This window comes from Streptomyces sp. STR69 (assembly GCF_024519455.1).
Taxonomy (GTDB): domain Bacteria; phylum Actinomycetota; class Actinomycetes; order Streptomycetales; family Streptomycetaceae; genus Streptomyces.
The window spans coordinates 340,109-352,305 of record NZ_JALJRY010000004.1 but is presented as its reverse complement, the minus strand read 5'-3'; the positions used below and the strand labels follow the sequence as shown (position 1 = coordinate 352,305).

Below are 12,197 nucleotides of genomic sequence, written 5' to 3'. Positions count from 1 at the left end.
GGCATCGATCCACCAGGAGCGTCATGCGCAGCAAACTCGTCCTGCACGCCGTCGACTCGCACACCGAGGGCATGCCGACCCGGGTGATCACCGGCGGCATCGGCGCCATCCCCGGTGCCACCATGAACGAGCGGCGGCTGTACTTCCGCGAACACCGCGACCACATCCGGCAGTTCCTGATGAACGAGCCGCGCGGCCACTCCGCGATGAGTGGCGCGATCCTGCAGCCGCCCACCCGCCCCGACTGCGACTGGGGCGTCGTCTACATCGAGGTCTCCGGCTATCTGCCGATGTGCGGGCACGGCACGATCGGCGTGGCCACCGTGCTTGTCGAGACGGGCATGGTCGAGGTCGTCGAGCCGGTCACCACGATCCGCCTCGACACCCCGGCGGGACTCGTCGTCGCCGAGGTCGCGGTCGAGAACGGTGCCGCGAAGAACGTCACCCTCAAGAACGTCCCGTCGTTCTCCGTCGGCCTAGACCGGAAAATCGCACTCGCCGACGGGCGGACGGTGACATACGACATGGCGTACGGCGGCAACTTCTACGCCATTCTGCCGCTGGACCAGTTCGAGCTGCCCTTCGACCGGTCCCGCAAGGACGACATCATCAAGGCCGGCCTGTCCCTCATGGAAGCGATCAACGAGAGGGACGAGCCCGTCCACCCCGAGGACGCCTCCATTCGCGGTTGCCATCACGTCCACCTGTACGCGCCCGGCGCGACCGCGCGGCACTCGCGGCACGCGATGGCGATCCACCCCGGCTGGTTCGACCGCTCGCCCTGCGGCACGGGCACCAGCGCCCGCATGGCGCAGCTCCACGCGCGCGGCGAACTCCCGCTGCACACCGAGTTCGTGAACGAGTCCTTCATCGGCACACAGTTCACCGGACGGCTCCTCGGCACCACGGAGGTCGCCGGTGTCCCCGCCGTCCTGCCCAGCTTCACCGGCCGTGCCTGGATCACCGGCACCGCGCAGTACTCGCTCGACCCCACCGACCCGTTCCCGGGCGGGTTCATCCTCTAGCCCGGGGATAATGGCCGGTCACGCGTGACATTGCACCACTTGCACCACGAGGAGATTCGATGGCCGTCCAGCGCACCGGCGCCCCGCCCGCCACTGCCCCGGATCTGCCCACGCTGGGCGGGAAGAGCAGTTACCGCGAGCGGGTCGCCGACGCGCTCAGGGCCGCGCTGATCGCGGGGGAGCTGCGGCCCGGCGAGGTGTACTCCGCGCCGACGCTCGCCGCCCGCTTCGGTGTCTCGGCCACACCGGTACGCGAGGCCATGCTCGACCTCGTCAAGGAGGGTCTGGTCGACACCGTGCCGAACAAGGGATTCCGGGTCACCGCGGTCTCCGAGAGGCAGCTCGACGAGTACACCCATGTCCGCGCCCTGATCGAGATCCCCACGGTGGTGGGGCTGGCAGGGACCGCCGACCCCGTCTCGCTGGAGGCGCTGCGACCCGCCGCCCGGGAGATCGTCGGCGCGGCCGTGGCCGGCGACCTCATCGCGTACGTCGAGGCCGACACCCGCTTCCATCTCGGGCTGCTCGCCCTGGCCGGCAACGCCCATCTCGTCGAGGTCGTCGGCGATCTGCGCAAGCGGTCCCGCCTCTACGGGCTCACGGCCCTCGTCAAGGAAGGACGCCTGCTCGCCTCCGCCCAGGAGCACCTGGACCTCCTCGACGCGCTGGTGGACCGTGACGAGCGGGCCGTGCGTGAGATCATGACCTGCCACCTGGGACATGTCCGCGGACTGTGGGCCGCACACGACTGACATCGGGGCCGGGACGCCGTGAGTCGGTTCCGGTCACTTGCCCCATGGCGCAAACCGCTTGCGTCCCTTGCGCTATTCTTGCGCACATGACGCGACGACTTGCTGAGGTGGCGAAGAAGGTCGGGGTCAGCGAGGCCACGGTCAGCCGGGTACTCAACGGCAAACCCGGAGTCTCCGACTCGACCCGGCAGTCCGTGCTGTCGGCCCTGGACGTCCTCGGCTACGAGCGGCCCACCCAACTGCGCGGTGAACGCGCGCGGCTGGTGGGCCTGGTGCTGCCCGAGTTGCAGAACCCCATCTTCCCCGCCTTCGCCGAGGTGATCGGCGGCGCGCTCGCCCAACTCGGCCTCACCCCGGTGCTCTGCACCCAGACCAAGGGCGGGGTGTCCGAGGCCGACTATGTGACGCTGCTGCTGCAACAGCAGGTCTCCGGAGTCGTGTTCGCCGGCGGCCTGTACGCCCAGGCGGACGCGCCGCACGACCACTACCGGCTGCTCGCCGAGCGCAACATCCCGGTCGTCCTGCTCAACGCGGCCATCGACCACCTCGGTTTCCCCGCCGTCTCCTGCGACGACGCCGTCGCCGTCGAACAGGCCTGGCGTCACCTCGCCTCCCTCGGTCACGAGCGCATCGGGCTGGTCCTCGGACCCGCCGACCACATGCCGTCGGCAAGGAAGTTGGCCGCCGCGCGGGCCCTGTCCGGGGACCTGCCCGACGAGTTCGTGGCGCGCGCCATCTTCTCCATCGAGGGCGGTCACGCGGCGGCCTCCCGGCTGATCGACCGGGGTGTCACCGGCATCATCTGCGCCAGCGACCCGCTCGCTCTCGGCGCGGTAAGGGCCGCCCGTCGCAAGGGACTTGACGTCCCGTCACAGATTTCCGTCGTCGGTTACGACGACTCCGCGTTCATGAACTGCACCGAGCCCCCGCTGACCACTGTCCGCCAGCCCATCGAGGCCATGGGCCGGGCGGCCGTTGAGCTCCTGAACTCACAGGTCGGCGGAGCCGTCGTACCCGCCGAAGAGCTGCTCTTCGAGCCGGAGTTGGTGGTCAGGGGTTCCACCGCGCAAGCCCCGCGCAGCTGACGGCCGTATAGCTGTCGAATAATTACAGATTCTGCGCGACATCTTGCGGAGAGATGTCGGCGGTGCTTGAGTGTGGGCGCCCACCGCTCCTGCCCAGAGGGGTCCACCGATGAGAAGCACCGGGTTCCGCCGTACCTTCGCCGCGATCGGCGTCTGTTCTCTCGCGCTCACCGCCGCCGCCTGCGGGTCCGGCGACGACTCGGCGAGCGGCAAGACGCGCATCACGGTCAACTGCGAGCCGCCCAAGAGCGCCAAGGTCGACCGCAAGTTCTTCGACTCCGATGTCGCGTCCTTCGAGAAGAAGAACCCGGACATCGACGTCGTCGCCCATGACGCGTTCCCCTGCCAGGACCCGAAGACCTTCGACGCCAAACTCGCCGGCGGCCAGATGGAGGACGTGTTCTACACGTACTTCACCGACGCCGAGCACGTGGTCGACATCAAGCAGGCGGCCGATCTCACCCCGTACATCAAGGAGTTGAAGAGCTACGACACTCTTCAGCAGCAGCTGCGCGACATCTACACCGTCGACGGCAAGATCTACGGCATCCCGCGCACCGGCTACTCGATGGGCCTGCTCTACAACCGCAAGCTCTTCCAGCAGGCCGGCCTCGACCCCGACAAGCCGCCGACGACCTGGGCCGAAGTCCGCGCCGACGCCAAGAAGATCGCCGCGCTCGGCAACGGCACCATCGGCTACGCCGACTACAGCGCCCAGAACCAAGGGGGTTGGCACTTCACCGTCGAGATGTACTCACAGGGCGGCGACGTCGTCAGCGCCGACGGCAAGAAGGCCACCATCGACACCCCGCAGGGCCACGCCGTGCTGCAGAACCTGCACGACATGCGCTGGACCGACAACTCGATGGGCAGCAAGCAGCTCCTCGTCATCAACGACGTGCAGCAGCTGATGGGTTCGGGCAAGCTCGGCATGTACCTCTCCGCCCCGGACAACATCCCGATCCTGGTCAAGGAGAAGGGCGGCAACTACGACGACCTCGCCCTCGGCCCGATGCCCGGCGGCCAGGGCACGCTCATCGGCGGCGACGGCTACATGTTCAACAAGCACGACACGCCCGCCCAGATCCGCGCCGGCCTCAAGTGGCTCGACAGCATGTTCCTCACCCCGGGCAGCGGTTTCCTCGGCGACTACGCCCGCGCCAAGCAGGCCAACGCGCCCGTCGGACTGCCCGAACCGCGCCTGTTCACCGGCGCCGCCGACGCCAAGGACCAACAGGTCAAGAAGGCCAACTCCAATGTCCCGGTGCAGAATTACCAGGCCTTCCTGGACGGCAACCAGTCCCTCCAGATGAAGATCGAGCCGCCGGACGCCCAGCAGATCTACTCCGTCCTCGACTCGGCCGTCTCCGCCGTCCTCACCAAGAAGGACGCGAACATCGACCAACTCCTCAAGGACGCCTCCGGAAAGATCGACGGCATCCTGGCCCGGGGCTGACCCGATGACCCGGACGGCCACCCGGAGTCCCGCCCGGACGACGGCGGTACGACAGGTCGAGGCGCCGCCCCCGGTAGGGGGCCGGGGGCGGCGCCGCCTCCTCGACCAGGCCCGCGCCTACGCGTTCCTCCTCGGCGGCCTCATCTGCTTCGCCCTGTTCTCCTGGTACCCGGCGATCCGCGCCGTCGTGATCGCCTTCCAGAAGTACACGCCCGGCTCCTCGCCCGAGTGGGTCGGCACCGCCAACTTCACCCGCGTCTGGCACGACCCCGAGTTCACCGCCGCCTGGCGCAACACCCTCGTCTTCACCCTGCTGGCCCTGCTCATCGGCTTCGCGATCCCGTTCGTACTCGCCCTGGTCCTCAACGAGTTGAGGCACTGGAAGGCCTTCTTCAGGGTCGTCGTCTACCTCCCGGTGATGATCCCGCCGGTGGTCACCGCCCTGCTCTGGAAGTGGTTCTACGACCCGGGAGCGGGCCTCGCCAACGAGACGCTCCGCTTCCTGCACCTGCCCACCTCGAACTGGTCCAACGGCACCGACACCGCCCTCATCTCCCTGGTCATCGTGGCCACTTGGGCCAACCTGGGCGGCACCGTCCTGATCTACCTGGCCGCGCTCCAGTCCATCCCGGGCGAGCTGTACGAGGCCGCCGAACTGGACGGCGCGAGCCTGCTGCAACGCGTCCGCTATGTGACGATCCCTCAGACCCGGTTCGTCATCCTGATGCTGATGCTCCTTCAGATCATCGCCACGATGCAGGTGTTCACCGAACCGTTCGTCATCACCGGCGGCGGACCGGAGAGCGCCACCGTCACCGTCCTCTACCTGATCTACAAATACGCCTTCCTCTACAACGACTTCGGCGGCGCCTGCGCGCTCAGCGTGATGCTCCTCGTGCTGCTCGGCGTCTTCTCGGCCCTCTATCTGCGGCTGACCCGCTCCGGAGAGGACGACCTGTGAGCACCCGCACCCTTCTCTCCCCGGCAGCGCTCGCCCGGCCCCGCGGCAAGGCCGTCTACTGGACGGTGTTCACCAGCGTCGTCGTGCTCTTCGCGCTGGCCTTCCTCTTCCCCGTCTACTGGATGGTCACCGGCGCCATGAAGTCGCCGGACGAGATCGCGCAGACACCGCCCACGATCATCCCCAAGGACTGGCACCTCAGCGGCTACACCGACGCCTGGGACCTGATGCAGCTCCCGGAGCACCTGTGGAACACGGTCGTCCAGGCCGCCGGCGCCTGGGCCTTCCAGCTGGTCCTGTGCACGGCCGCCGCCTACGCCCTGTCCAAACTCAAGCCCGCCTTCGGCAAGTTGATCCTCGGCGGCATCCTGGCGACGCTGATGGTCCCCGCGCAGGCCCTGGTCGTACCGAAGTACCTGACCGTCGCCGACCTCCCGCTGATCCACACCAGCCTGCTCAACGACCCCCTCGGCATCTGGCTGCCGGCCGTCGCCAACGCCTTCAACCTCTATCTCCTCAAACGGTTCTTCGACCAACTCCCGCGCGACGTCATGGAGGCCGCCGAGATCGACGGCGCCGGAAAACTCCGCATCCTGTGGTCCATCGTGCTGCCCATGTCCCGGCCCGTGCTCGGCGTCGTCTCCATCTTCGCCCTGGTCGCCGTGTGGCAGGACTTCCTGTGGCCCCTGATGGTCTTCTCCGACACCGACAAACAGCCGATCAGCGTGGCACTCGTCCAGCTGTCGCAGAACATCCAACTGACCGTGCTCATCGCCGCGATGGTGATCGCGAGCATCCCCATGGTCGCCATGTTCCTGGTCTTCCAGCGCCACATCATCGCCGGGATCAGCGCGGGCAGCACGAAGGGCTGACACCGCCCCTCGACGCCCTCCGACAGAAAGGCCAGCACAGTGGGACAGCCCACCCCTGCCCTCAGCCACGACTGGTGGCGCTCCGCCGTCATCTACCAGGTCTACGTCCGCAGCTTCGCGGACGGTGACGGCGACGGCACCGGCGACCTCGCGGGCGTCCGCTCCAGACTGCCCTACCTCGCCGAACTCGGCGTGGACGCCCTGTGGTTCAACCCCTGGTACCTGTCACCGATGAAGGACGGCGGCTACGACGTCGCCGACTACCGCGCCATCGACCCCGCCTTCGGATCGCTCGCCGAGGCCGAGAAACTCATCGCCGAGGCACGGGAGTTGGGCATCCGCACGATCGTCGACATCGTGCCCAACCATGTCTCCGACCAGCACCCGTGGTTCCGCGCCGCCCTCGCCGGCGGCCCCGAGCGCGAGCTGTTCCACCTGCGCCCCGGACGCGGCGAACACGGTGAACTCCCGCCCAACGACTGGCCGTCCCAGTTCGCCGGCTCCACCGAACCCGTGTGGACCCGCCTCCCCGACGGCGACTGGTACCTCCACCTGTTCACCCCCGAACAGCCCGACCTCAACTGGGCCCACCCGGCCGTCCGACAGGAGCACGAGGACATCCTGCGCTTCTGGTTTGAGCGCGGCGTCGCCGGAGTGCGCATCGACTCGGCGGCACTGCTCGCCAAGGACCCGGCACTGCCCGACTTCGTCGAGGGCCGTGACCCGAACCCCTTCGTCGACCGCGACGAACTCCACGACATCTACCGCGCCTGGCGGGCCGTCGCCGACGAGTACGGCGCCGTCTTCGTCGGCGAGGTCTGGCTCCCCGACACCGAGCGCTTCGCCCGCTACCTGCGCCCCGACGAACTGCACACCGCCTTCAACTTCTCCTTCCTGTCCTGCCCCTGGGACCCCGACCGGCTGCGCACCTCGATCGACGAGACCCTCGCCGAGCACGCCCCGATCGGCGCCCCCGCCACCTGGGTCCTGTGCAACCACGACGTGACCCGCACGGTCACCCGCTACGGCCGCACCGACACCGGCTTCGACTTCGCCACCAAGGCCTTCGGCACCCCGACCGACCTCGCCCTCGGCACCCGGCGCGCCAGGGCGGCGGCGCTGCTGTCACTGGCACTGCCCGGGGTGGTCTACCTCTACCAGGGGGAGGAGTTGGGGCTGCCCGAGGTCGAGCTGCCGGTCGACCGTATTCAGGATCCGATGTACCTCCGGTCGGGCGGCACCGACCCCGGCCGCGACGGCTGCCGGGTACCGCTGCCGTGGGTCGCGGACGCGCCGTACGCGGGCTTCGGCTCGCGCGGTGAGCCCTGGCTGCCGCAGCCGGACGGCTGGACATCGTATGCGGTCGACCGTCAGCTGCGGACGGTTGACTCCATGCTCAACCTCTACCGCGAGGCGATCCGCCTCCGGCCGGCCTTCGGTGACGGCCCCCTCGCCTGGCTGCCCGCCCCCGAGGGCGTCCTCGCCTTCGCCCGGGCCGACGGCGCGACGTGCGTGGTCAACCTGTCGGACACGCCCGTCGAACTCCCGCCGCACAGCCGACTCCTGCTGACCAGCGGCCCCCCGGACGACCGGGGCCGACTGCCGAAGGACACGGCGGCCTGGCTGCACACCGCGTAGTGCCCACGGTCGACCGTCAACGGTCGACCGCCACCCCGCATCCGCTGTCCCCGCGACCGGCACCGGAATCGGCCCCGACTAAACCCAGGGGAGCCTCGCCTCCGAGGCCTCCGGGCGGCAGGCCGTACGGCTGGCCCCCGGAGAGCGCGTCGACTTCACCGTGCCGCGCGCGGCCAATGCCGTGAAGGTGTCCTACAGCGTCCCGGACGGGCAGAGCGGCAGCCTCGACGTGTACGTCAACGGCACCAAGATCGCCAAAACCCTCGCCGTCACGTCCAAGTACTCGTATGTCGACACCAGTTGGATCGCCGGTGCCAAGACGCACCACTACTTCGACAACTCCCGGCTCCTGCTCGCCCAGAACGTGCAGCAGGGCGACAAGGTCGCGTTCGCGGCGACAGGTACTCAAGTCACCGTCGACGTCGCCGACTTCGAGCAGCAGGTCGCCGGTGCTGCAGCGCAGCCGGCCGGTTCGGTGTCCGTGGTCTCCAAGGGCGCCGACCCCAGCGGCGCGGGCAACTCCACGCAGGCCTTCCGGGACGACATCTCCGCCGCCCAAGGAGTCCACCAACAACGCCTTCCCGCAGGCCTGGACGGTCGACCTCGGCTCGGCCCAGGCCGTCCGCAGACTGGTGCTGAAGCTCCCGCCCGCGTCCGCGTGGAGCGCGCACGCAGACCGTCACCGTGCTCGGCAGCACCGACGGTTCCACGTACTCGACCGTCGCTGGCTCCGCCGGCTACCGCTTCGACCCGGCGACCGGCAACACGGGCACCGTGGCCCGGCCGAGCGGCACCAACCTGCGCTGTCTGCGGCTGACGTGAGCGCCAACTCCGGCCGACCGGCGGCTCAGTTCAGCGAAGTGGAGGCGTATCCGACTTTGTGAGCCGGTCCTGAACCGGGAGCGTCCCGCGCTTCGCCGCCTGGATCTGCTCGTACACATGGGTCCGCAGTTCGGCGAAGCGCGGGGCGACCCGGGTGTGCAACTGGTCGCGTTCCACGGGCAGATCGACCTTCAGCTGCTCCTGCACGACGGTCGGCGACGCGGACAGAACGACGACCCGCTCGCCCAAGTAGACGGCCTCGTCGATGTCGTGGGTCACGAAGAGGATCGTGATGCCGCGCTCCCGCCACAACCCCCGTACCAAGTCCTCCAGATCGGCCCGGGTCTGCGCGTCGACCGCCGCGAACGGCTCGTCCATCAGCAGGACTTCGGGCTCGTAGGCGAGCGCGCGGGCGATGGCGACCCGCTGCTGCATACCGCCGGACAACTGCCACGGATACGCCCCCGCCGCATCCGTCAGTCCCACCGACTCCAGCGCGTCCGCGACCAGTTCCCGACGCCGGGACCTGCTCAAGTCCTTCTGCTTCAAAGGGAGTTCGATATTCTCGCCGACCCGCATCCAGGGAAACAGGCTGCGCCCGTACTCCTGGAACACGAACGCCATCCCGGGCGGCGGACCGCTCACCTTCCGTCCGCTCAGCAGGACTTCGCCCGCGGTCGGGGTGAGCAGTCCGCCCATGCACTTGAGCAGAGTGGTCTTGCCGCAGCCCGACGGGCCGACGAGACAGACGAGTTCGCCGGCGTCGACGGTGAAGGTGAGGTCCCGCACCGCCTCCACCCGGCGGCCGGAACCCTCGTAGACCTTGTTGAGGCCGCATACGTCGAGTAGCGCGTGCATGGACCGCCCTTTCACGATGTTCACGGGGACCGGCGGCTTGCCGCGCGCAGGCCGTGGTACCAGCCGAGCACCCGCCGCTCGACCACCTGGAAGACGACGGAGAGCAGGAATCCCAGCATCCCGAGGACGAGGATGCCGGTCCACATGTCGGGCACGGCGAAACTGCGCTGGAACTGGACGACGGTGTAACCGAGTCCGTCGGTGCCCGCGAACATCTCGCTGATGACCATGAGGATGATCCCGATGGACAGCGCCTGGCGCAGCCCGGTGAAGATCTGCGGGCTCGCCGAGCGCAGCACCAGGCTCCGCAGGCGGGCGGCGCCCGTGATGCCGTAGGAGAGGGCCGTCTCCTTCATGACCGGGTCGACCGCGCGGACGCCCTCGACCGTGTTGAGGAGGATCGGCCAGACGCAGCCGCTCGCGATGACCACGATCTTCATGGTGTCGCCGATGCCCGCGAACAGCATGATGACCGGGACGAGGACCGGCGGCGGGACCGCGCGCAGGAACTCCAGGACCGGTTCGCACACCGCGCGCACCCGACGGTAGGAGCCGATGACCGTGCCGAGTGCGACCCCGAGGACGGCCGCCGCGGCGTAACCGGCCGTCAGCCGCAGCACGCTGGGCAGCACGTCCGTCCTGAAGCGGTCGGCGGTCCACACGTCCGGGAACGTCTTGAGGATGGTCCGCAGTGGTGGCCAGAAGACATTGGTGCTGCCGTCCGACGCCAGCCACCAGACGGTGAGCAGCACCGCCGGGAGTGCGATCACGAACAGCAGCCGGAGGAGAACACGCCTCACACCGTCACCTCCCCGCGCACGGACTGGTGCCAGGCAAGCGCCCGCCGCTCCACCGTTCGCGCGCCCACGTTGATGATCAGGCCCAGCAGACCGGTCACCACGATCAGCGCGTACATCTCGGGCACGGCCTGCGAGCTCTGCGCGACCATGATGGTCGCGCCCAACCCCGGTGCCCCGATGACCAGTTCGGCGGTGATGGTGAGAATCAGCGCGACGGCCGCCGCCAGCCGCACACCCGTCATGACGTACGGCAGCGCGCTCGGCCACAGCACGTACCGCACCCGCGCCCAGGTGCCGAGACCGTAGGACCGCGCCGTCTCCTCGGCGACCGGGTCGACGTCCTGGACGCCGTAGAGGACCTGGATCAGGATCTGCCAGAAGGAGGCGTAGACGACGAGCAATAGCACCGACTTCAGCTCGGTGCCGTACAACAGCACCGCGAGGGGGATGAGGGCGACCGAGGGGATCGGGCGGAGGAACTCGATCGTGGAGGCGGTCGCCTCGCGCAGGTACGGGACGACGGAGAGCAGGACGCCCGCGGCGATGCCCGCGCCGACGGCGATGGCGAGGCCGAGGGCCCAGCCGGTGAGGGTGTCGCCGAGCGCCGACCAGAACGCGGAGTCCGTCAGCTCGTCCCGGAGTGCGGACGCGATCCTGCTGGTCGTCGGGAAGTAGGCCTCCTTGACGATGCCGACGCGCGGCACGACCTCGCCGAGGGCGAGGAAGGCCGCGAGTCCGGCCGCACCGAGTGCGGTGTTCAGTCCTTTCACGGGAGCAGCGTGTTCAGGTCGGGGGTCTTCTTGAAGAGGCCGTCGGTCTCGCTCAGCTTCTCCAGCGCATCGATCGACGAACGGTTGGGATCGGCGGGCCACTTGGGCAGGATCACCTTGGCCAGCACGCTCGCCGGGACCTTGGTGTAGGTGGCGACGATCTGGCGGACCTCGTCCGGGTGGGCGTCGGCGTAGGCGAGGGACTCGGCGGTCGCCTCCTGGAACTTCTTCACCACGTCCGGGTTCTTGGTCGCGTACGCCGACGACGTGAAGTACATGGCGACGGTGAGGTTCGGCGCGACGTCGACCAGCGGCCAGGCGATCTGCTGGGCGCCCTGGCTCAGCATGGTGGTGAGCGCGGGCTCGACGGCCATCGCGGCGTCGATCTGGCCCTTGTCGAGCGCGGCCGGCATCTGGTCGAAGGCCAACTCGACGAACTTCACCTTGTCCGGGTCGCCGCCGGCCTTGCGGACGGATTCGCGTACGGCCGTCTCGTTGATGTTCTTCAGCGTGTTGACCGCGACCTTCTTGCCCTCCAGCTCCTTCGCCGACTTGAGCGTGCTGCCCTTCTTGACGACCAGCGCGCCAAAGTCCTTCCCTGACACGCCGGTTGAGGCGACACCGTTGGCGATGGCCTTCACCGGCACGTCATTGCTCTGGGCGAGCATCAGCGAGGTCATGTTGGAGAAGCCGAACTGGAACTGCCCGCTGACCACACCCGGCACGATGGCCGCGCCGCCCTGCGCGAGCGTCATGGTCAGCTTCAGGCCGTGCTTGGTGTAGAAGCCCTGCTTCTGGCCGAGGTAGAGCGGGGCGACATCGACGATGGGGATGACCCCCACCTTGACCGTGGTGGTGCCTCCCGAGGACGTGCTCTTCGACGAACTCGACCCGTCGGACGAGCCACAGGCCGCGGTGGCGAGCAGAAATGTGCCGACCGTGAGACCGGCGAGCAGACGACGCATACGGCTCCTCCTGTGCAGACAACGGTGTTCCGACAGGCTGTGCGCACAGCGCACAGTGGTGCTCTTCTTGGTGCTCAGCGGGAACGTAGAACCCGGCGTCCAACCGGGTCAATGGTTTGGCTAACAAAATTGTTGACAGTTATCGAAATGCGCTTCTACCGTGCTCCCGGAGCGCACTCCGTGCGTCCGTCTG

The 12,197-nt window shown here is 68.6% G+C and carries 11 protein-coding genes and 1 pseudogene; 8 read left to right on the top strand and 4 right to left on the bottom strand.

Annotation, left to right across the window (positions count from 1 at the left end; translation table 11 throughout):
- Positions 1-23 precede the first annotated feature (23 nt).
- From OC490_RS10040 to OC490_RS10005, 8 genes and pseudogenes are all read left to right on the top strand, one after another.
- Entirely contained in the window at positions 24-1,025 is a 1,002-nt protein-coding gene (locus OC490_RS10040) for a proline racemase family protein (protein ID WP_262057487.1), read from the top strand.
- A gap of 59 nt (positions 1,026-1,084) precedes the next feature.
- Positions 1,085-1,777 carry a GntR family transcriptional regulator gene (locus OC490_RS10035; protein WP_262057486.1) on the top strand — a complete coding sequence of 231 codons (693 nt, stop codon included), beginning with the start codon at positions 1,085-1,087 and terminating at the stop codon, positions 1,775-1,777.
- An 86-nt stretch (positions 1,778-1,863) separates the two neighbouring features.
- Positions 1,864-2,862 (top strand): LacI family DNA-binding transcriptional regulator, encoded by a 999-nt coding sequence (locus OC490_RS10030; RefSeq protein ID WP_262057485.1) that lies wholly within the window; start codon positions 1,864-1,866, stop codon positions 2,860-2,862.
- Between the two features lie 109 nt (positions 2,863-2,971).
- A complete protein-coding gene (locus OC490_RS10025) occupies positions 2,972-4,318 on the top strand; it encodes an ABC transporter substrate-binding protein (RefSeq protein ID WP_262057484.1) in 1,347 nt (448 codons plus the stop codon).
- A 4-nt stretch (positions 4,319-4,322) separates the two neighbouring features.
- The gene (locus OC490_RS10020; protein WP_262057483.1) at positions 4,323-5,279 is read left to right on the top strand and encodes a carbohydrate ABC transporter permease; all 957 of its coding nucleotides are present in this window, start codon (positions 4,323-4,325) and stop codon (positions 5,277-5,279) included.
- Complete coding sequence (locus tag OC490_RS10015) at positions 5,276-6,151, top strand: carbohydrate ABC transporter permease (RefSeq protein ID WP_262057482.1); 876 nt, start codon at positions 5,276-5,278, stop codon at positions 6,149-6,151. The genes OC490_RS10020 and OC490_RS10015 overlap by 4 nt, the downstream gene beginning before the upstream one ends.
- Positions 6,152-6,190: 39 nt before the next feature.
- Positions 6,191-7,789: a glycoside hydrolase family 13 protein gene (locus OC490_RS10010; RefSeq protein ID WP_262057481.1), complete on the top strand. Its 1,599-nt coding sequence runs from the start codon at positions 6,191-6,193 to the stop codon at positions 7,787-7,789.
- Between the two features lie 52 nt (positions 7,790-7,841).
- Positions 7,842-8,351: pseudogene (locus OC490_RS10005) on the top strand (mycodextranase); the annotation flags it as partial.
- 290 nt (positions 8,352-8,641) lie between these two features.
- On the opposite strand, the gene OC490_RS10000 reads toward OC490_RS10005, so the two are convergent.
- From OC490_RS10000 to OC490_RS09985, 4 genes are read right to left on the bottom strand one after another with little or no spacing between them, the layout of a single operon-like run.
- Positions 8,642-9,469 carry an ABC transporter ATP-binding protein gene (locus OC490_RS10000; RefSeq protein ID WP_262057480.1) on the bottom strand — a complete coding sequence of 276 codons (828 nt, stop codon included), beginning with the start codon at positions 9,467-9,469 and terminating at the stop codon, positions 8,642-8,644.
- A 20-nt stretch (positions 9,470-9,489) separates the two neighbouring features.
- Positions 9,490-10,269 (bottom strand): ABC transporter permease, encoded by a 780-nt coding sequence (locus OC490_RS09995; protein WP_262057479.1) that lies wholly within the window; start codon positions 10,267-10,269, stop codon positions 9,490-9,492.
- Positions 10,266-11,039 carry an ABC transporter permease gene (locus OC490_RS09990; protein WP_262057478.1) on the bottom strand — a complete coding sequence of 258 codons (774 nt, stop codon included), beginning with the start codon at positions 11,037-11,039 and terminating at the stop codon, positions 10,266-10,268. The genes OC490_RS09995 and OC490_RS09990 overlap by 4 nt, the downstream gene beginning before the upstream one ends.
- On the bottom strand, positions 11,036-12,004 hold the full coding sequence (locus OC490_RS09985; RefSeq protein ID WP_262057477.1) for an ABC transporter substrate-binding protein: 969 nt from the start codon (positions 12,002-12,004) through the stop codon (positions 11,036-11,038). Before OC490_RS09985 ends, OC490_RS09990 begins: the two co-directional genes overlap by 4 nt.
- Positions 12,005-12,197: the final 193 nt, after the last annotated feature.

What these genes read in the sequence shown, in the direction of transcription:
- OC490_RS10030 (WP_262057485.1), top strand. Translation starts at nt 1,864, where the DNA reads ATGACGCGACGACTTGCTGAGGTGGCGAAGAAGGTCGGGGTCAGCGAG.
- OC490_RS10035 (WP_262057486.1), top strand. Translation starts at nt 1,085, where the DNA reads ATGGCCGTCCAGCGCACCGGCGCCCCGCCCGCCACTGCCCCGGATCTG.
- OC490_RS10025 (WP_262057484.1), top strand. Translation starts at nt 2,972, where the DNA reads ATGAGAAGCACCGGGTTCCGCCGTACCTTCGCCGCGATCGGCGTCTGT.
- OC490_RS10000 (WP_262057480.1), bottom strand. Translation starts at nt 9,469, where the DNA reads ATGCACGCGCTACTCGACGTATGCGGCCTCAACAAGGTCTACGAGGGT.
- OC490_RS10040 (WP_262057487.1), top strand. Translation starts at nt 24, where the DNA reads ATGCGCAGCAAACTCGTCCTGCACGCCGTCGACTCGCACACCGAGGGC.
- OC490_RS10020 (WP_262057483.1), top strand. Translation starts at nt 4,323, where the DNA reads ATGACCCGGACGGCCACCCGGAGTCCCGCCCGGACGACGGCGGTACGA.
- OC490_RS09985 (WP_262057477.1), bottom strand. Translation starts at nt 12,004, where the DNA reads ATGCGTCGTCTGCTCGCCGGTCTCACGGTCGGCACATTTCTGCTCGCC.